Below are 18,856 nucleotides of genomic sequence, written 5' to 3'. Positions count from 1 at the left end.
GAAATATATCGAGATTTTTTATGAATTATTTTTTCTTCTGTTGTGCTTTTTGAGCTTCAGCTTGTTCCATAACTTCTTGCAGTTTTTTCTGGAATTTACCTTGTTTTTTCGGCTCTTTCAATTTGTTTTCTTGAATTTGAGCATGAATCTTATCACTATCGATAAAGTATCGTTTGATAACAATCATAATTCCAATGGTAATTAGATTCGAAATAAAGTTATACAAACTCAATCCCGCACCATAACTATTGAAGAAAAACAACATCATGATTGGCGATACATAAATCATGATTTTCATCATTTTCGCCATATCCGGCATTCCTTCTTGTTGCGGAGCCGCCATTTGTTGGTCACCAGAAGTCATTTTCATATAGAAGAAAATAGCAATCGAGGCAAGCACTGGAAACAAACTGATGTGATTTCCGTAAAAAGGAATATAGAAAGGCAAGCGTATTATTTCATCAAAAGACGATAAATCATCTGCCCAAAGGAAGCTTTTTTGTCTTAACTCAAAAGCCGATGGGAAAAACTGAAACGATGCATACATAAAAGGAAGCTGAATCAAGGCTGGAATACATCCTGCCATAGGATTTACTCCCGCTTTATTATACAATTTCATCGTTTCCTGCTGCTTCTTCATTGGGTCTTTTTTAAATTTTTCTCCCAATTCTGTAATTTCAGGTCGCAATACTTTCATCTTAGCTTGTGACAAGAATGATTTGAATGTAATAGGCGACATTGCTAATTTTATAATTATTGTAAAAATAATAATCGCAATTCCATAAGCAATATAAGTACTTAAAAACCCGAATAAGGGAATAAAGATAAATTTATTAATCCATCCGAAAATACCCCAACCTAATGAGATAATTTTTTCTAAATTTTTATCATAATGGCTTAAAGTCTTATAATCTGTTGGACCAAAATACCAACTCATTTTATGATCTAATTCTCCATTTTCAAAAGCTAATGGGATGTTTGCTTTAAATTGTTTCGTAAAAGTGGTATCTACTTTATCATCTTTAACCAAATTATCAGACTTCACTTTAGCAGTTTCGAAAGGCGTTTTTGTCAAAAGTATCGTGGAGAAAAAGTGCTGTTTGAAAGCTACGAAAGTTGCTTTTTCAAGATCTGATTTTTCAGATTGACCTAAACCTGCATAATCAACTTTTCCTTCTTTATGCTCAAAATAAATTTCAGTATAACGGTTTTCGTAGGATACACTTTTCTCATTTCGGTAAGTTTTCAAGTTCCATTCTAAATCCAACGGTTTAGTTGTATTTAGAACTTTGTTCAACCCTTGAGAACGAATGTCAAAACCAATCATGTAATCGTTTGGTTTCAATATGTATTTGTATTCCAAAAATTCATTAGCTCCCGCTTTTAACTTCATGGACAATACTTGATCTGCTCCTATTTTTGTCAAAGTAGGTTCAAAATATAAGTCTTTAGAATTTAAAGTACGGTTATCACTGGTTAGCAATTGTACATTTAAATCGGCATTATTGTCTTTTATCAATTCAACTAATTGCCCAGAACCTTTCTTGAATTTTTCAAACTTTTTCAAAGTAGCTTCAACAATATATCCTCCTTTATTGGCAATTTTTAATATAACCAATTCGTTTTCAATAGTTGTAAAACCAGCTGTAGCTGAAGGAAGCGTCGCAGAATAAGCAAAATTCCCTAATGTTTTTTGCAATTGGGCCAATTGTGTTGAATCTCCGGTTGCTGCAACGGCAATAGTAGCCTTTGCTACAGTTTTCGCCTCTAATTCTTTGGCTTTAGCCTGCTTGATTACCAGCTCTTTTTGCGCTTTCTCAGCGGCTACCACTTTAGGATCTGGTTGATTTTGGTACATAATCCAAACCAAAATACCAAAAATTAATGCAAAGCCTATAATCGAATTGAGATCAAATTTTTTTTGTTCCATTATAATTAAAAAAAGTTTAAATGTTTAAAAGTGTACCGTTTATTGGAACCAAATCATTTCCAGTTATTTTTTCTTTGCCTGAACCGCTGCTGCTACAAAATTCACAAAAATAGGATGTGGATTCGCTACCGTACTTTTGTATTCCGGATGGTATTGTACCCCAATGAAAAATGGATGATTTTCTATTTCTATAATCTCAACCAATCCTGTATCTGGATTCACACCCGAAGCAATCAATCCTGCCTTTTGCAATTGCGCTACATAATTACTATTGTACTCATAACGGTGACGGTGACGTTCCAAAATAGTCTCTTTTCCGTAAATTTTATATGCCAATGAATCTTGTTTGATATCACATTTCCATGCACCAAGACGCATTGTTCCTCCCTTATCAGTAATCGTTTTTTGCTCTTCCATAAGGTTGACAACCGGATGAGAAGTATGCTCATTCATTTCAGTAGAATTTGCATCGGCATATCCTACAATATTTCTTGAATATTCGATAATTGCCATTTGCATACCCAAACAAATTCCGAAAAACGGTACTTTATTTTCACGAGCATAACGAACTGCTTCGATTTTTCCTTCAATTCCTCTTTCCCCAAAACCAGGAGCAACAAGAATTCCGTCTAAACCGGCTAATTTCTCGTGTATATTTGTTGCGTTAATGTGTTCTGAATGAATAGAAATCACATTTACTTTGGTTTCATTTGCTGCACCTGAATGAATAAATGCTTCCAAAATAGATTTGTAACAATCTTGCATTTCTACATATTTACCGATCAAACCGATGTTTACACTGTGCTTTGGATGTTTCAATCGGCGTAAAAAAGTATTCCAGTTTTTTAAGTCCGGAGCTGCTTTTTTAGGCAAATCTAATTTCTTTAATGCCACAATATCTAGTCCTTCTTCCAGCATTAAATTTGGCACTTCATAAATCGTCGAAGCATCAATAGACTGAATGACAGCTTCTCGTTTTACATTACAAAATAAGGCCAATTTATTGCGAATCTCATCCGAAAGTTCATGCTCTGTTCTACACACTAAAATATCCGCTTTGATACCACTTTCCATCAATGTTTTAACGGAATGTTGTGTTGGTTTTGTTTTCAATTCTCCTGCGGCAGCCAAATAAGGTACTAAAGTAAGATGAATTACGATAGCATTATTCTCACCCAAGTCCCAAACCAATTGACGAACAGATTCTATATAAGGCAAAGATTCAATATCTCCTACTGTACCCCCAATTTCAGTAATAACAATATCATAATCGCCAGAATTACCTAGCAATTGCATTCTTTCTTTAATTTCGTTGGTAATATGAGGTACAACTTGAACCGTTTTCCCTAGAAATTCTCCTCTACGTTCTTTTTCAATCACCGAAAGATAAATTCTTCCAGTTGTAACATTATTCGCCTGAGAAGTAGGAACATTCAGAAAACGCTCGTAGTGTCCTAAATCTAAATCCGTTTCTGCACCATCATCGGTTACATAACATTCTCCATGCTCATAAGGGTTCAAAGTACCCGGATCAACATTAAGATAAGGGTCAAACTTTTGGATAGTTGTACGGTACCCTCTGGCTTGTAACAATTTTGCCAATGATGCTGCTATGATTCCTTTCCCTAGAGAAGAAGTCACACCGCCAGTGACAAAAATATATTTCGTTTGATTCATTCTGTTGTTGTTTGTGTTGTAGTTGTGTAAAAAACTTGGCAAAAGTACAAATTTAATTGGATTATTAGAATATTAGATTGTTAGATTTTCAGACTCTTTTAGATTTAAAAGTCTAACAATCTAATTCTCTCAAAATCTAAAAAGTCTAAAAATATAAGCCGTCTAAACTACGGCTTCGGGTATCTTTTTTTAATATTTCGTATCAATTCCTCTAATCCGTTCAATTTTAGCTCATATATGAGTTGGAGCTGTTGCCCTAGCTCCCCTTTAGGAAATCCTTTATTGCTGTACCACACCACATAATATTCAGGCAAGTCAATCAGATACTTTCCTTCGTATTTACCAAAAGGCATTTTAGTATGAGCAAGTTTGATAAGTTGTTGTTGGTTTTGATCCATTTTTTTTTAATAAAAAAGAAGCAAGAGACAAGAAATTAGAACCATTAATACTTCTTGTTTCTGGTCTCTTGCTTCACAAATCTCTTTATTTCCAGTTAAAAATGATACGTTTTTCGATTTCAGTATTTAAACTTAGAAAAACAGGACATGTCATGGCGACTCTTTCCAGAATAGTTTTGTTCTTTTTATCTACTGCTCCATACATCTCGAATGAAATTTCGATTGCACCGATGCGTCTTGGTTCGGCATTCATGATTTTAGTAACTTCAGCAGTGGAACCTTTCAAATCAACTTCCAAATCACGTGCTTTTATCCCCATAACTGTCATCATGCAACTTGCCAAAGCATTGGCTACAGTATCCGTTGGAGAAAAAGCCTCGCCTTTTCCGTTATTGTCTACAGGAGCATCCGAAATAATTTCAATTCCGGATTGTATGTGAATTGAAGAGGTTCTTAAATCCCCTAAATAAGTTACTATTGATGTCATTAGTTTGCTTCTTTTATCGTTAAATCAGTGTCATAATATAAGATATACACTCCTTTATTAATGTAGCCACCGTCTTCTTTTTTGTAAAATTCGAACTTATTATCTACTTGCTCCGTAGCAGTAATATCAATCGTTTCTTGATATTTCTTGTCTTGTGACAATCGCATCATGGTATCAAAAGTAATATCAAAACCTCTAGTAGCAAATACACTCGGGTAACTTTTGTTTTTCTTTTTAAACTCTTTTTCAAAAACTAAAGCTTCAGGAGATTCATTTTCACGAGAAACAGAAGGATACATTAATTTCAATTTTGTCAAATTCACAAAACTAATTTCGTCTGTATCTAATGTTTCGTTGGGTTCTAAAATAACCAATTGTACTTTATAAGTAGCCATAGCACTTAACATAGCCGCCATGGTCGATTTTATCATTCCCGTATTTCCGGTTTCCATCACCACATAGTTTATTTTATCTTTCACAAATAAACTTTTTAAATTTTCAGCAGACACACCACCATTCGCAGTAAGCGTTGAAAATTTCACATCTTTATGATTTTCTTTGATAAACTGTATAACCGATTCTTTTTTCTTGTCAACAACTGCTACAATATTCCCGTTTTTTGACCTCATGAAATCGAACATCGCATTTTTAACAGTGGTAGCGGTAGGAACCGTTTGAAACATATTGCTAAACGAAAGAGCCGTGTCTTTTGATAAAGGTGAAATCACTGGCACTTGATTTACATTTAACAATTCAGCTGTTTTTTCAACATTATTTTGGTAGAAAGGCCCTATAATAGCATCTGAATTTTCCAGATTATTTTCTTTAATTAGCGCGGCAATTTTAGAAGTGTTTTTAGTTTCCTGAGAGTCAAATACATTTACATCTATTACAAGTCCCAGTTGTTTAGCCGAATCAATTGCTACCAAAGCTCCTGCATAAAAATCCAAAGTCATGTTCAAGAATTTGTCTTTTTTCAAACGCATTGCAGTCGAATTGACCGTATCTCCTTCAATTTTTGAGATATTAAAAGGCAAAAGCAAGACTAGTTTTTTTCTACCGTTACTTTTCTTGGAGATTACAGCATATTCTTTTTTAGCTTCCTGCGGGATATTAATCGTTGCCGGAAATTTCAAAACCATCCCTTCCACCACACCTTGAGACAATGCAGGATTGAGAGTAATTAATTCTTCCTGACTCATTCCTGCCATTTTGGATAAACTATAAAGTGTTTCTTTTGGTTTTACCACATAATTCAAATAATGAACTGCGGTAGAAACTTTTTCAGGACTCGGTTTTATAATTTCTTTTTTAGCTTCAACCACTGTTGCAGTTTTATCTACTTTTGGCCCCAAATTTTCGGGATTCCCTTTGATAATTAATCTATACCCAACAGGCAAATTTGAAACTATTTCAGGGTTTTTTTTCTCCAATTCTTCAATGGTAATGCCATATTTTTTGGCAATAGAATACTTGGTTTCTTTTGGAAGAACATCATGATATACTACTTTTGTTTGTACCGGAGTAGTGTTTTTTTGTTTAATACCAGAAGGAATCTCAAGGATTTGGCCTATTTGCAATCCATCTTTTTCCAAAAAAGGATTTGCTTGTTTTAATGCTTCGTCAGAAACGCCATATTTTTTTTCGATACCATACAAAGTCTCTTTTGGCGCTACTTCATGGGTAATCGCTTTCGCATTTGCCTTAGCCTGAACCGCTACTTTTTGTTTCCCGCTGCTTTTTGGAATCAGCAAAATACTATTAGGTTTCAAACCACCTAGTGCATCTGGATTTAATTGGTAAATATCATACGGAGTAACGTTGTACTTTATTGCAATCTGACTCATTGTCTCTCCTTTCCCTACTTTATGTGTAATAGTTTTTTCTTGTGAAAAAACACTATTATTAAAAAACAAAGCCGTTATACAAATTGCAAAAAAATATTTCATCATTTTTATTTATAAAATTATTCAATCATTAATAACGGAACGGTATCAAATTTTATTCCAAAAATTTGATACCGTTTTATAGAGAACATTAAAATAATGATGCTCAAAGATTTGATTAAAATCTAATTATTATTCCCACTCAATAGTTGCTGGCGGTTTTGAACTAATGTCATACACTACTCTATTTACTCCTTTTACTTTATTGATGATATCATTAGATACTTTCATCAAGAAATCATACGGTAAATGCACCCAATCAGCCGTCATCCCATCCGTAGATTCTACGGCACGAAGCGCTATCACTTTCTCATAAGTACGCTCATCGCCCATAACACCTACACTGTTTACCGGAAGTAAAATTGCTCCTGCCTGCCATACTTTATCATACAATCCCCAAGATTTCAATCCGTCAATAAAAACTTTATCTACATCTTGCAAAATTTGTACTTTTTCTGGTGTGATATCTCCTAGAATTCTAATGGACAATCCTGGTCCTGGGAAAGGGTGTCTTCCTAATAATTCTGGATCAATTCCTAATGAAGCCCCTACTCTACGCACTTCATCTTTGAAAAGCATACGCAAAGGTTCCACAATTTTTAATTTCATATAGTCAGGCAGACCTCCTACATTATGGTGTGATTTAATAGTAGCCGAAGGTCCTTTTACCGAAACTGATTCAATAACATCCGGATAAATTGTTCCTTGCGCCAACCATTTTACATTCTCTATAAGGTGTGACTCATCATCGAAAACTTCGATAAATACACGTCCAATAATTTTACGTTTGGTTTCCGGATCACTTACACCTGCTAATTCAGATAAAAAACGATCTCCAGCATCGACTCCTTTTACGTTTAAACCCATTCCTTTGTATTGGTCTAATACGTTTTGGTATTCGTTTTTACGAAGCAAACCATTATTGACAAAAACACAGTATAGGTTTTTCCCAATAGCTTGATGTAATAAAACTGCTGCCACTGTAGAATCTACTCCACCAGAAAGACCAAGCACGACTTTATCGTCTTGTAATTTTTCTTTTAATTCTGCCACCATTTCTTCAACGAAAGCATTTGGTGTAAAATTTTGCGGCACTTCGGCTATTTTTACTAAAAAGTTTTCCAGCATTTTTGATCCATCTGTTGAATGGAAAACTTCTGGGTGGTATTGAATTGCATAAGTGGTTTCCCCTTCAATTCTATACGCTGCAAATTCCACATCATGTGTGCTTGCAATTTTCACTCCATCAGTTGGTAATGCCTTAATACTATCACTATGGCTCATCCAAACTTGGCTATTCTCTGAAACACCTTCAAAGAAAATTTCATTCTCTTTAATAAAAGACAAATTAGCTCTACCGTATTCCCTAGTATTGGAAGACGCTACTTCACCACCACTAAAATGCGATAAGTATTGTGCTCCGTAACAAACGGCTAATAAAGGTAGTTTTCCTCTAATTTGAGATAAATCAGGATGTGGCGCATCTTCTCCTCTAACAGAAAAAGGGCTTCCTCCAAGAATTACTGCTTTATAAGATGATAAATCACTCGGAAAATGATTGTAAGGGAAGATTTCGCAGAATATATTTAATTCGCGAACTCTACGCGCAATAAGTTGAGTATATTGCGATCCGAAATCTAAAATAAGTACGTTGTGTTGCATGCGCAAAAATACTTTTTATATTTTGAATTGAAAATTGATTTTTGAAAAATATTATTTTATTTGTCACACTTCAATTATTGCTCTAAAATAAAATTAAAACAACCCTTAAAACCCAGACCCGATAATTTTCGTAAGTGAACATATACAGTCTAAAAAATTAATTTAAAATAAAACAACATTTCAATGAGAACAAAAATTTATTTATCAATAGCAACAGTACTGCTCTTAATTACTTCGTGCAATGTGATTGATGATTTATTGACTTTTACAATAGACAATCAAACAACTTTTAAAATTGAAAGTGGATTTCCTCTTGGCACTGCTTTTAATGTAATCACTCCAGATGTTACTACAAACTCAAGTTCTACTTTTGAAAATAACAATACCAAAGCTGAATTAGTAAAAGATGTCAAATTAAGTGAGTTAAAATTGACCATCACAAATCCTAGCAATACCTCATTCAGTTTTCTTAAATCGATTCATTTATACATCTCAACAGATGCAAATGACGAAATAGAATTGGCTTATTTAGATGACATCAATTCGACTTCAAACGTGCTAAATCTAACGTGTACTTCTCAGAAACTAGACAAATACATCAAAGCTTCTTCTTACAAAATAAGAACTAAAGCGGTTATCAAAGAAAGTTTGACACAAGATATCACGGTAAAATCTGATATGAAATTTAAAGTTACTGCTGATCCGTTTTAGGTACATTAAGGCAACTAAATTATTCTTTTGTAACAATAATTGTTGCCTTAAAACCAGTTCCTAGATTCCATTGACTAGCCGAAATTAAACCGCCATTGTCATCATAAATCTGAAATTCAGCCGTATTTGGACCTGAACTTCCTTGATTTAAGGCCTCAAAGTCTATCTTGTTGAATCCTTTTTCCAATACTATTTCAAAACCTTGGAAATTACTATCTAAATTCACTTGATATTCAACTACTTTATCATTCAAGTACACCCGAATCTTATCGCCATCGACATAAGCTGCATCTCTGTATCTTACTTTGGCGGTAAGTGAACTGGTTGTGAAATTTCCTAAATTTTGATTTTTTCTATATACAAGACCTTCAGAATTATCTTCCTTTTTGTTTAATTTATCTCTATAAACATCTCCGGGATTAATAAATTCATTTTTGGGCGTCATCGAGAAATTACTAGTTGGAGTAATCGAAAGTGAAGGACTCGGATTCGGGTTTAAAAGTTCCGGGTTTTTAAATACATTCGGAGTCTTAATAGGAGGAATCTCTGCTTTTGGCGGAGTCACTTTTTTTATTTTAGGAGCATTATTTTTGAGTGGGATGGGTTTAAATTTTGAACTAAATTCATTCTGAGCATATCCACTTAAAGACATGCTTATTACTATCATTAAAAATAAAATCCTTTTCATAACTTTTTTAAATTAGTTTATCAGTGCTTGTAAAATTTTAAAAATAAAAAACTAATCATACATAATGACTAATTATACTATTATTTAACTTTCATTTATAACATTCATTTCTTAAATTTATTGCGTTTTAGAACCTAAAATATTCTAACAATTACCAACAAAAATTGAAGTTTTTAATTAAAAAATACTGTTTTTCATTTCAGTATTTTTTATAAATTGCAAATATTATGCCACACCAAAAATTGCATTTAAACAATGTAAATTAATGCCTAAATACAATTAAAATGAAACGAGAAAACATATTGACAGGTTCACCATGGGAGGACAAAATGGGATATTGCCGCGCAGTACGCATTGGAAATATCATTGAAGTATCAGGAACGGTAGCTATTGTTGACGGTGAAAAAGTAAAAGCTGACGATGCTTATGCCCAAACACTAAATATTTTAGAGCGCGTAGAAAAAGTTCTGGAAGACCTGAATGTAAGTATGAAAGATGTCATTCGTACCCGCATATTTACTACTGATGTGTCTACATTTGAAGCCGTAGCAACCGCTCATGCCAAGTTTTTTAAAGATATAAAACCAACTACTGGTTTCTACGGAATCAATCAACTCGTAGCGCCAGAGTATTTAGTTGAAATCGAATTTACAGCTATCGCTTCTGAGAAACCGTTAATTCAAGAAGGATTGTAATACTTTTGTAAAAAATATCCCTTCAATTTTGGTAATGAATTTAGAAAACGCAAAAAAAATAATGCTTGTCTCTCTCAAATGGATTTTCATATGTGTTCTGACAGGCTTTTTTTCTGGATCGGCATCTGCATTTTTTTTAATGGCATTGGATTGGGTTACACAATATCGGGAACACAACAACTGGATGATTTGGCTTTTGCCAATAGGAGGCTTGATGATAGGATTGGTCTATTACTATTGGGGGAAATCTGTCGTTAAAGGCAATAATTTATTGCTGGAAGAATACGAAAATCCTCAAAAAACAATTCCTTTAAAAATGGCTCCTTTAGTACTTTTTGGCACCTTAATTACACACCTTTTTGGAGGTTCAGCAGGTCGTGAAGGAACCGCAGTACAAATGGGTGGTGCCATCGCCGATCAATTTACAAGAATCTTTAAGCTTGATAATACCGACAGAAAGACATTAATCATTTTGGGAATTAGCGCTGGTTTTGCCTCCGTTTTTGGAACACCTTTGGCTGGAGCCTTGTTTGCTTTAGAAGTTTTATATTTCAGTAAAATCAGTTATAAAAGCATACCATTGTCCTTTTTTACAGCATACATCGCTTATTTCACCGTTGAATTCTGGCAAGTAAAACACACCCATTACAGTATTCCAATCCTTCCCGAAATGAGTTTTACAACCTTATTTTGGATAATTCCAGCAAGTATTCTTTTTGGTTTAGCCGCCATGTTATTTTCCCGAAGTACCCATTTCTGGAGCCATTTATTTTCGAAAATCATTTCCTTCCCTCCGCTTCGACCTTTCGTTGGAGGAATAATTCTTGCGGTGGCTATTTACGGCATTGGAACTACAAAATACATCGGCTTAGGAATTCCGGTGATTGTTGATTCTTTTTCTAATCCAAATGCTTCGTATGATTTTATTTTAAAAATACTTTTCACAGGATTCACGCTCGGAGCAGGATTCAAAGGTGGCGAAGTGACTCCGCTATTTTTCGTTGGTGCCACACTGGGAAGTGCTTTATCGATTGTAATTCCTTTACCCATAGCACTTTTAGCAGGAATGGGATTTGTAGCTGTTTTTTCGGGAGCAACTCACACTCCTATTGCCTGTACGGTTATGGGGATGGAACTTTTCGGGATAGAAAGCGGTATTTTTATTGGTCTTGCTTGTATTATCGCATATTTTTCTTCGGGATCAGTGGGAATTTACAATGCTCAAATAGTAAAAGGAGTAAAATACCAAGTGTATCAAAAATTAAGAAGAAAAAACATGGAGCTTTTGTAACAGTGTAAAAGTTTGTTAATTCCAAAAATGATTTCAACATTACATTAAAAAAATGTAATTTCGCATTCTATGAAAATACAAGATATTCAAGCGATACAGTTGTTATTAGCAACTCCAAAAAAAATTGCCATAATCCCACACCGAGGTCCTGATGGCGATGCCATGGGCTCTACTTTAGGGCTTTACCATTTTTTACTAAAAAACAACCATCATCCTGTGGTGGTTTCTCCCAATGAATTCCCTGATTTTCTGGCGTGGATGCCCGGATCAGAAACCGTAAAAGTATACGAAAAAGACAAAGAAAACTGTACTAAAATACTGGAAGAAGCGGAGCTTATTTTCACTTTAGATTTCAATGCTTTGCACCGTACCGGTGAAATGGAACATGCTTTAGCCAAGCTAAAAGCGCCATTTATCATGATTGATCATCATCAAAAACCTGATGATTATGCCACATTTACCTACTCAGATACCTCGTTTGGTTCCACTTGTGAAATGATTTACAACTTCATATTATTTCTTGGAAAAAAACAAGATATCGATAAAACTATAGGAACGTGTATTTACACCGGAATTCTTACCGATTCAGGTTCTTTTCGTTTTCCAAAAACAACAGGAACAACCCATCGAATAATCGCTGAATTAATCGATTTAGGTGTCGAAAATACGGAAATTCCAACCTTATTATTTGACAATAGCTCTTTTGGAAGATTACAATTATTGGGAAGAGCGCTTCAAAACATGAAAGTGTTATCAGAACACAAAACTGCATACACAACGCTTACTCAAGACGAATTGAATGCTTTTGATTATGTAAAAGGGGATACCGAAGGAATTGTAAACTATGGATTAAGTATAAAAGGAATCGTTTTTACCGCTATATTTATCGAAAATAAAGAAGAAAAAATCATCAAGATTTCATTTCGCTCGCAAGGCGATTTTGATGTCAATCAATTTGCCAGAGATCACTTCAATGGTGGTGGACATCGCAATGCTGCCGGTGGAAAATCAGAAGTATCTATGGAAGAAACAATACGAAAATTTGAAGGTTTAGTACTAACGCTAAAAATATAATAGATGTCTAAATTTAGTACGTTAATCGCATTTGGGTTCTTTTTATCCATACTCGCGTCAAGCTGTAAACAACATCAGGATGCCAGAAAGCCTATATCACAGACTTCCGGAAGCTTTATGAAGAAATCAATCGCACGCAATAAAAAACTGGTTGCCAGCGAAGAAACTCAAATTAAGGCTTTAATCAAAAGCAATCCCAATGTAAAATATATCGCTTCCAAAAAAGGATATTGGTATACTTATCTGACCAAAAATGAAATTGATTCTCTTACTCCAAAAAAAGGGGATGTTGCTTTTTTTGACTACGAAATAAAAGATTTAAAAGGAACCGTTATCTATTCTGAATTAGAATTAAGACCACAAATTTATTATGTGGACAAACAAAACATCATGATGGGATTGCGCGACGGTATCAAATTAATGCGTAAAAACGAAAAAGTGAGTTTTCTTTTCCCCTCCAATATGGGATATGGGTATCATGGTGACGATAAAAAAATTGGCACGAATCAGCCTTTGATTTGCACGGTAACTTTACGTGATTTTAAATCGGAAGCAGCATACAAAAAAGAAAGTGAAGTCAAACTAAAAGCAATACCTGCTCCGGCTAAACCTGAAACTAACGCCGTGACTAATCCAAAAGACACTATAACGCAATAAAATTAAATTTAGAAATGAAATCGCCAGGATTCAATCCCGAAGCCTCGGGACAAAATAATAAAGAAGAATGGCGATACCATATTGCTTCGCCTGTTCGCTATCGCTCGAGTCCATAAATATAAAAAAAAATCGTATGAAAAAAAAGATCTTATTCGTATTCCTAGTGGTTGCTTCATTGTACTCTTGCAAAGAAGAGCACAACAATCTTCCTGATGGTTTATATGCAAAAATAGAAACCAATAAAGGAGACATAATTGTACAATTAGATTTCGAAAAAGCGCCTATAACTGTTGCCAACTATGTAACATTAGCCGAAGGAAAAAATGATTTTGTCACTAATGAAAACCTTAAAGGCAAACCATTTTTTGACGGATTAAAATTTCACAGAGTAATTCCAGAATTCATGATTCAAACGGGAGATCCATTAGGGACAGGTTCAGGAGATACCGGTTATAAATTTAAAGACGAATTTTCAGATTTAAGATTTGATAAAGCTGGTATTTTGGCTATGGCCAACAACGGACCTACAACCAACAGCAGCCAGTTTTTTATCACACATCTTGCAACACCTTGGCTAGACGGAAAGCATACTATTTTTGGTCATGTAGTAGACAAAGGAATGGAAGTTGTAAACAAAATTGCACAAAATGACTACATTACTAAAGTTACTATCATCAGAAATGGTGAAGCGGCCAAAAAGTTTAATGCTGTCAAAACGTTCAATGATTATTTTTCAGTAGAATCAGAAAATCAAAAGAAAAAAGCGGCGGTTGATGTTGCAAACAAAAAAAATTACGACGCTAAATATAAGGAAGTTCGGGAACAAAAAATCGCTTATTTTGCCACTTTAAAAGCCAAAGCAACTAAAACACCTACAGGATTGCAATATGTAATCACAAAGAAAGGTGGCGGTAAAAAACCTGCAAATGGCACCAATGTTTTCATACACTACGCCGGTTTTCTGGAAGACGGAGAATTATTTGATGCCAGCGTAGAAAGTGTTTCTAAAACTTTTGGAAAATACGACGAAAACAGAGCCGCTCAAAACGGGTACCAACCCATCCCTTTTCAAGCGGGTAAAAAAGATGGCATGATTCCTGGTTTCATTGAAGGATTAGGAAAATTATCTTTTGGAGACAAAGCGGTACTTTTTATTCCGTCTCGATTAGGATATGGTGAAGCGGGAGCTGGAGGAGTAATTCCTCCAGGTGCTAATATCATTTTCGAAATTGAATTATTGGAAACAATACCGCAACAATAACCGCTTAAAAAAGTTGGACCTTAAATACTTAAAAAATGAAATTTAAAATTCTGTTTTTATTATTTGTGGGGATGTTAAACATGCATTCTCAAACTACAAAGAAAACTGTTCCGGTAAAAAAACCTGTAACAACAGTAAAAGCTGCTGTGAAACCAGTAGTAAAAGCACCAGCAGTAATCGAAGGGATTTTTGCAACAATTGCTACAAACAAAGGAGATATTGTTCTTGAATTAGAATACAAAAAAACTCCGGTAACTGTAGCTAACTTCATCGCACTTGCTGAAGGTAAGAACACTTTTGTAACCGATGCAAAACTAAAAGGAAAACCTTTCTTTGATGGTTTAAAATTTCATCGTGTGATCAAAGACTTCATGATTCAAGGAGGTGACCCTTCTGGAAATGGTTCTGGTGGCCCGGGTTATGCGTTCAAAGATGAATTTACAGACTTAAAGCACAACAAGCCCGGTATGCTTTCTATGGCTAATTCCGGGCCAACTACAAACGGAAGTCAGTTTTTCATTACCCACAAAGAAACGCCTTGGTTAGACGGAAAACATACTGTTTTTGGTCATGTTACTGCGGGAATGAACGTGGTCAACACCATCGCTGCAAATGATGTGATTACTAAAATTACCATCGTAAGAAAAGGTGTTTTAGCCAAAAAATTTGATGCCCCAAAAGTGTTCTCCGATTATTTCAACAATAAATCCGAAGACCAAAAGAAACAGGATGCAATTAACGCTGAAAACAAAGCAAAACAAGCCGCCATTGAAGCCGAAGCCAAAAAAGCATATACTGAAAAATACGGTCCGGTAGTAGCTGCAAAAAAAGCCTATTTAGCCGCCACCAAAGCAACAGCAACCATTACTCCATCAGGATTAGCATACAAAATAACACAAAAAGGAACAGGCGTAAAACCTGCGAACGGAACGACATTTTATTTCCATTATGCCGGTTATTTTGAAGATGGAACGCTGTTTGACAGCAGTTATGAAGAAGTTTCTAAAAGCTACGGAAAATTTGATGCAAACCGTGCCGCACAAAACGGATACCAAGCATTCCCATTTGAAGCAGGGAAAAAAGAGGGTATGATTCCAGGATTTATTGAAGGTTTAGATAACATGTCCTTTGGAGACAAAGCAGTAGTCTTTATCCCATCAAATTTAGCGTATGGAGAAAGAGGTGCCGGTAGCGTTATTCCGCCAAATACAACACTTATTTTCGAATTAGAAATGATAGAAAAACAACCCGCTCCAAAACAATAATTCTCAAAAAACACAAATTAACAAACCCGACAGACTTCAAAATCTGTCGGGTTTATTTTTATACTTTATTCTCTATGATTACAAGAATAGGAATCGGCGATTGTGCGTTTAGTAAGCGTCATCAGCGTTTCATTTTCTATTATTTCTTTCCAAATTTCCAGTCAAATTCATCTTTTTGATTGATAATCGCACCAATCTCAAATTTCACGACCTCATCAAATTCCGTTTGAAAAATAATCCAGTTTTCCTCATTGAAATAGTTTTCGAACGTATCAAATTCTTCCTGAGTAAATTTAGTGATTCCTTTGGCAGCCAAATCTTTTTTGACGTCACTAATTTTTCTATTGATTATTTTATGCCCAAACAAATCCAGTTCCGGGCTAGACGCCACAATATAACCCAATTTGAATTCTTCCTCGACATAGAAAGTCAAACGCATTTTTAGCTTGTTGTAAGCAAAAATCACATTATCATCCTCGTCCTTGTAATTCCTGTCCGGTTTCCCGTAAATAGCGGTAACATCATTTTGTTTCATTCCGAAAATGAGCTTGTCAATTCCGTTTTTTGGATTTATTTTCATACGTAGTTTATATTTATTTTTTAAAGGAACATGCCATTCGTACAACGCTACCGGTGTTTATTTCCAGTTTACGTTATCCTCCTTTTATATCGTATTATTTGACCGCAAAGTTCGCAAAGTTTTTCGCAAAGTCCACTACCTTTTTTATTTAAAAATTAGTGTCAAACAAATACTGCTACTGATTCTAAAATTCACAATTTGGGCGTGACCCGCTAAAAAATCGGGTCGGGCTATCCGTTGCAATCTTTTATTCCGTTGCGCTTCATAAAAGGATTTTCACTTTTATCCCTCACGCAAAAAAGTGGCAATGACAACTCAAATAGTCCTCTCTAAATTCAAAAAGACCCAAGAAATAAAAAGTCCATTTGATGATTTGTAAGATAATAATTAAAGTGTATATTTGAAAGTAATACGCTACGCAGTAGCGCCTATCCACCCAAAATGAGATGTATATGCGCTATTCTGTAGCGCCTATATACTAGTTAGTGGCAACCAATTAAAAATAGTCCCCTTAATAAAAAAAAGACATCCTGTCTGCTGGGAATTAAATAACAACTTTAATAATGTTAATATGTTAGACGACGACCAACAAACAGGAAGTACTTCAAGTAATCCTCCACCTACTCCAACAAGAGATTCTAATGACACTCAAGTTAGAACTGAAAATGATTCTACAGTTGTTAGAAAATAACACAAACAGAATAGATTGTAACAAAAAACAACCCAATCAATAAAATATAAGTAGATGTTTTAAAATTAGTTATTTTATTTGATTGGGATTTTTTATTTTGTTCTATTGCATCATCTAAATTATAAATTCTGTTTTTAAGAATAGAATATTCTTCCCAATCTTTTATTATTATATCCGAAAACAATAATTTACTAGGCGTAGTTCCTTTTGTATATGTTGTTTTTGGGTAAATAATTTTTAATAAAAACCAAATTGAACAAGTATTTATAGCTATTAAAAACAAACAAATTTTTATAGTTGGAGAATTGATATTAATATTTGGAAATCCATTAACTAAATATCCTAAAACTGAAAACAACATAACAATTAAAATTTGAAAAATTGTATTTGCTTTATTTGTAATTATACTTTCTGACGAAAGAGACTCGTCTAAAACCATTTCAGCTTCAGATTTAATTAGTTTTAAAGCTTCAATGGATTCTATTTTATCAAGTATTTCTAATCTTTCATTTTTCATAACATCAAATTTAGTGTATTTTTATTTTTTAATAATATTCATTACGGTCGAAAAAATAATATACTTAACGACGTAAGTTTTGGCAGCCACTAACAGCTAGTAAGCAATAGTCGGGAATTAGGCTAAATGGAAATATTGTTTTGTACTTGGAGATATAGTGATTAACCGAAAAATTAGGACAACTTAGCCCCGACCATCGCCTACTAGCGGGACGTTACCTGCTATTTTACACTACCAACAAAAATGAAACAGAGATTAACAATATTGACTTTTGTATTATTGACAATTAACTTGTTTGGACAGACAAGTTACATAGGTTATATTGATAAATATCCAATTGAACTTGTTACAAATATTTATTCAGACGGAGTAGCAAGAGCATTTTATGTTTACACAAAATTTGACGACCCAATAAAAATTGATGGAACATTGAAGAACGGACTATTGTCGCTAATAGAAAAAGATAGTTTGGGCAAAACCAATGCGACTTTAGTTTTTAATGATTTCAAACCAGATAAAACTAAAATTGACGGCATTTGGAAAGACATTAAAACTAGCAAAGAACTCAAAATAACTTTGACAAAATCTTTTGACATTGATTATGGAGATAGTATTGAATGGACAAACAAAGAAATATTACAACCCATCTCACTAAAAGACAGATATTTTAAACTCATAGTCAGTAAAGTTAAAGGAGATTTTAATGCAAAGGTGACGGGTGTCAAAATCGTTGAAAAAAAGACAGACAAGCTGATACAACAAATCACAAATTTAGAATGCGAAATTTGGGGTTTAGACAATGTAAGTACAGATGATTATAATTTTGACGGAGTTAAAGATTTTTCAGTATTTGAACAAAGTTATGCAGGACCAAATACTTCAAGTTTATATTTCCTTTTCGACTCAAAGACAGGAAAATATTTTAAGAGTTCATTTGAAGGGTCTTCATTAGAATTTGACAAAACGACAAAACGAATATACGAACACAATCAATGTTGTGCAGGACGAAGTCATATGAATGCAGAATACAAAGTGGTAAACAACAAAATGGTTTTAGTAAAAAAGACTTGTCTTGAATATGACGAGAAAACAGAAGACTATAAAAAAGTAAAATGCGAATAAAAACAGCAGGTAACAGCTAGGGTTTCGTTGTGTGCGCAGCACGAACAATGAAGCCCGTGTTGAACGGAACCGAATACCTGCCGTCAGCACTATGGAGTTATCGTAAAGATTGTAGAGGTATTTTCAAGAGGATTTTGTTCCTCTTTTTTTGTGGAGTTGTTTCAACTTGGTTTTTTTCATGTTTTCCTTCATTTTTGAACACAA

17 protein-coding genes are annotated in these 18,856 nt (G+C 34.3%); 8 read left to right on the top strand and 9 right to left on the bottom strand.

The window, feature by feature from the left end:
* Positions 1 to 25 precede the first annotated feature (25 nt).
* The 6 genes from yidC to guaA all read right to left on the bottom strand — a co-directional run bounded on the left by yidC (position 26) and on the right by guaA (position 8,100).
* Positions 26 to 1,930: a membrane protein insertase YidC gene (gene yidC, locus ACNQGD_RS10195; protein WP_417999203.1), complete on the bottom strand. Its 1,905-nt coding sequence runs from the start codon at positions 1,928 to 1,930 to the stop codon at positions 26 to 28.
* Between the two features lie 63 nt (positions 1,931 to 1,993).
* A complete protein-coding gene (locus ACNQGD_RS10190; protein WP_417999202.1) occupies positions 1,994 to 3,607 on the bottom strand; it encodes a CTP synthase in 1,614 nt (537 codons plus the stop codon).
* A 167-nt stretch (positions 3,608 to 3,774) separates the two neighbouring features.
* On the bottom strand, positions 3,775 to 4,005 hold the full coding sequence (locus ACNQGD_RS10185) for a DUF3820 family protein (RefSeq protein WP_417994537.1): 231 nt from the start codon (positions 4,003 to 4,005) through the stop codon (positions 3,775 to 3,777).
* Between the two features lie 85 nt (positions 4,006 to 4,090).
* Positions 4,091 to 4,492, bottom strand: coding sequence for an OsmC family protein (locus tag ACNQGD_RS10180; protein WP_417997378.1), 402 nt, complete (start codon positions 4,490 to 4,492; stop codon positions 4,091 to 4,093).
* The gene (locus ACNQGD_RS10175) at positions 4,492 to 6,444 is read right to left on the bottom strand and encodes a LysM peptidoglycan-binding domain-containing protein (protein WP_417999201.1); all 1,953 of its coding nucleotides are present in this window, start codon (positions 6,442 to 6,444) and stop codon (positions 4,492 to 4,494) included. Before ACNQGD_RS10175 ends, ACNQGD_RS10180 begins: the two co-directional genes overlap by 1 nt.
* Positions 6,445 to 6,570: 126 nt before the next feature.
* A complete protein-coding gene (gene guaA / locus ACNQGD_RS10170; protein WP_417999200.1) occupies positions 6,571 to 8,100 on the bottom strand; it encodes a glutamine-hydrolyzing GMP synthase in 1,530 nt (509 codons plus the stop codon).
* A gap of 183 nt (positions 8,101 to 8,283) precedes the next feature.
* Between guaA and ACNQGD_RS10165 the strand changes: the two genes are divergently transcribed.
* Positions 8,284 to 8,811 (top strand): hypothetical protein, encoded by a 528-nt coding sequence (locus ACNQGD_RS10165; protein WP_417997375.1) that lies wholly within the window; start codon positions 8,284 to 8,286, stop codon positions 8,809 to 8,811.
* A gap of 19 nt (positions 8,812 to 8,830) precedes the next feature.
* Here the strand turns inward: ACNQGD_RS10165 and ACNQGD_RS10160 are convergent, their stop codons facing one another.
* A complete protein-coding gene (locus ACNQGD_RS10160) occupies positions 8,831 to 9,478 on the bottom strand; it encodes a hypothetical protein (protein WP_417994542.1) in 648 nt (215 codons plus the stop codon).
* Positions 9,479 to 9,783: 305 nt separating this feature from the next.
* Here ACNQGD_RS10160 and ACNQGD_RS10155 point away from each other — a divergent pair, with 305 nt between their 5' ends.
* The 6 genes from ACNQGD_RS10155 (at position 9,784) to ACNQGD_RS10130 (ending at position 15,742) form a co-directional block, all read left to right on the top strand.
* On the top strand, positions 9,784 to 10,194 hold the full coding sequence (locus tag ACNQGD_RS10155; protein WP_417994543.1) for a RidA family protein: 411 nt from the start codon (positions 9,784 to 9,786) through the stop codon (positions 10,192 to 10,194).
* A 34-nt stretch (positions 10,195 to 10,228) separates the two neighbouring features.
* A complete protein-coding gene (locus ACNQGD_RS10150) occupies positions 10,229 to 11,485 on the top strand; it encodes a voltage-gated chloride channel family protein (protein WP_417999199.1) in 1,257 nt (418 codons plus the stop codon).
* Positions 11,486 to 11,554: 69 nt separating this feature from the next.
* Positions 11,555 to 12,559, top strand: coding sequence for a DHH family phosphoesterase (locus ACNQGD_RS10145; RefSeq protein WP_417994545.1), 1,005 nt, complete (start codon positions 11,555 to 11,557; stop codon positions 12,557 to 12,559).
* A gap of 3 nt (positions 12,560 to 12,562) precedes the next feature.
* Positions 12,563 to 13,216: a gliding motility-associated peptidyl-prolyl isomerase GldI gene (gene gldI / locus ACNQGD_RS10140; RefSeq protein ID WP_417999198.1), complete on the top strand. Its 654-nt coding sequence runs from the start codon at positions 12,563 to 12,565 to the stop codon at positions 13,214 to 13,216.
* Between the two features lie 133 nt (positions 13,217 to 13,349).
* On the top strand, positions 13,350 to 14,477 hold the full coding sequence (locus tag ACNQGD_RS10135) for a peptidylprolyl isomerase (RefSeq protein WP_417999197.1): 1,128 nt from the start codon (positions 13,350 to 13,352) through the stop codon (positions 14,475 to 14,477).
* A gap of 35 nt (positions 14,478 to 14,512) precedes the next feature.
* Positions 14,513 to 15,742, top strand: a complete 1,230-nt coding sequence (locus ACNQGD_RS10130) for a peptidylprolyl isomerase (RefSeq protein ID WP_417999196.1) — start codon at positions 14,513 to 14,515, stop codon at positions 15,740 to 15,742.
* A 139-nt stretch (positions 15,743 to 15,881) separates the two neighbouring features.
* Here ACNQGD_RS10130 and ACNQGD_RS10125 read toward each other — a convergent pair whose 3' ends face one another.
* The gene (locus ACNQGD_RS10125) at positions 15,882 to 16,322 is read right to left on the bottom strand and encodes a hypothetical protein (protein ID WP_417994549.1); all 441 of its coding nucleotides are present in this window, start codon (positions 16,320 to 16,322) and stop codon (positions 15,882 to 15,884) included.
* Between the two features lie 680 nt (positions 16,323 to 17,002).
* The gene (locus ACNQGD_RS10120; RefSeq protein ID WP_417999195.1) at positions 17,003 to 17,530 is read right to left on the bottom strand and encodes a Pycsar system effector family protein; all 528 of its coding nucleotides are present in this window, start codon (positions 17,528 to 17,530) and stop codon (positions 17,003 to 17,005) included.
* A 243-nt stretch (positions 17,531 to 17,773) separates the two neighbouring features.
* On the opposite strand from ACNQGD_RS10120, the gene ACNQGD_RS10115 reads away from it, so the two are divergent.
* Positions 17,774 to 18,652, top strand: coding sequence for an XAC2610-related protein (locus ACNQGD_RS10115; protein ID WP_417999194.1), 879 nt, complete (start codon positions 17,774 to 17,776; stop codon positions 18,650 to 18,652).
* Positions 18,653 to 18,856 lie beyond the last annotated feature (204 nt).

The sequence above is a fragment of the Flavobacterium glucosi genome, assembly GCF_048286535.1.
Classification (GTDB): domain Bacteria; phylum Bacteroidota; class Bacteroidia; order Flavobacteriales; family Flavobacteriaceae; genus Flavobacterium.
The sequence above is the reverse complement of the archived record's forward strand: the minus strand, read 5'-3'. Positions and strand labels throughout refer to the sequence as shown.

Excerpts from the sequence above, each read along its gene's own strand:
- yidC (WP_417999203.1), bottom strand. The coding sequence starts at position 1,930 with ATGGAACAAAAAAAATTTGATCTCAATTCGATTATAGGCTTTGCATTA.
- ACNQGD_RS10190 (WP_417999202.1), bottom strand. The coding sequence starts at position 3,607 with ATGAATCAAACGAAATATATTTTTGTCACTGGCGGTGTGACTTCTTCT.
- ACNQGD_RS10185 (WP_417994537.1), bottom strand. The coding sequence starts at position 4,005 with ATGGATCAAAACCAACAACAACTTATCAAACTTGCTCATACTAAAATG.
- ACNQGD_RS10180 (WP_417997378.1), bottom strand. The coding sequence starts at position 4,492 with ATGACATCAATAGTAACTTATTTAGGGGATTTAAGAACCTCTTCAATT.
- ACNQGD_RS10175 (WP_417999201.1), bottom strand. The coding sequence starts at position 6,444 with ATGATGAAATATTTTTTTGCAATTTGTATAACGGCTTTGTTTTTTAAT.
- guaA (WP_417999200.1), bottom strand. The coding sequence starts at position 8,100 with ATGCAACACAACGTACTTATTTTAGATTTCGGATCGCAATATACTCAA.
- ACNQGD_RS10165 (WP_417997375.1), top strand. The coding sequence starts at position 8,284 with ATGAGAACAAAAATTTATTTATCAATAGCAACAGTACTGCTCTTAATT.
- ACNQGD_RS10160 (WP_417994542.1), bottom strand. The coding sequence starts at position 9,478 with ATGATAGTAATAAGCATGTCTTTAAGTGGATATGCTCAGAATGAATTT.
- ACNQGD_RS10155 (WP_417994543.1), top strand. The coding sequence starts at position 9,784 with ATGAAACGAGAAAACATATTGACAGGTTCACCATGGGAGGACAAAATG.
- ACNQGD_RS10150 (WP_417999199.1), top strand. The coding sequence starts at position 10,229 with ATGAATTTAGAAAACGCAAAAAAAATAATGCTTGTCTCTCTCAAATGG.
- ACNQGD_RS10145 (WP_417994545.1), top strand. The coding sequence starts at position 11,555 with ATGAAAATACAAGATATTCAAGCGATACAGTTGTTATTAGCAACTCCA.
- gldI (WP_417999198.1), top strand. The coding sequence starts at position 12,563 with ATGTCTAAATTTAGTACGTTAATCGCATTTGGGTTCTTTTTATCCATA.
- ACNQGD_RS10135 (WP_417999197.1), top strand. The coding sequence starts at position 13,350 with ATGAAAAAAAAGATCTTATTCGTATTCCTAGTGGTTGCTTCATTGTAC.
- ACNQGD_RS10130 (WP_417999196.1), top strand. The coding sequence starts at position 14,513 with ATGAAATTTAAAATTCTGTTTTTATTATTTGTGGGGATGTTAAACATG.
- ACNQGD_RS10125 (WP_417994549.1), bottom strand. The coding sequence starts at position 16,322 with ATGAAAATAAATCCAAAAAACGGAATTGACAAGCTCATTTTCGGAATG.
- ACNQGD_RS10120 (WP_417999195.1), bottom strand. The coding sequence starts at position 17,530 with ATGAAAAATGAAAGATTAGAAATACTTGATAAAATAGAATCCATTGAA.
- ACNQGD_RS10115 (WP_417999194.1), top strand. The coding sequence starts at position 17,774 with ATGAAACAGAGATTAACAATATTGACTTTTGTATTATTGACAATTAAC.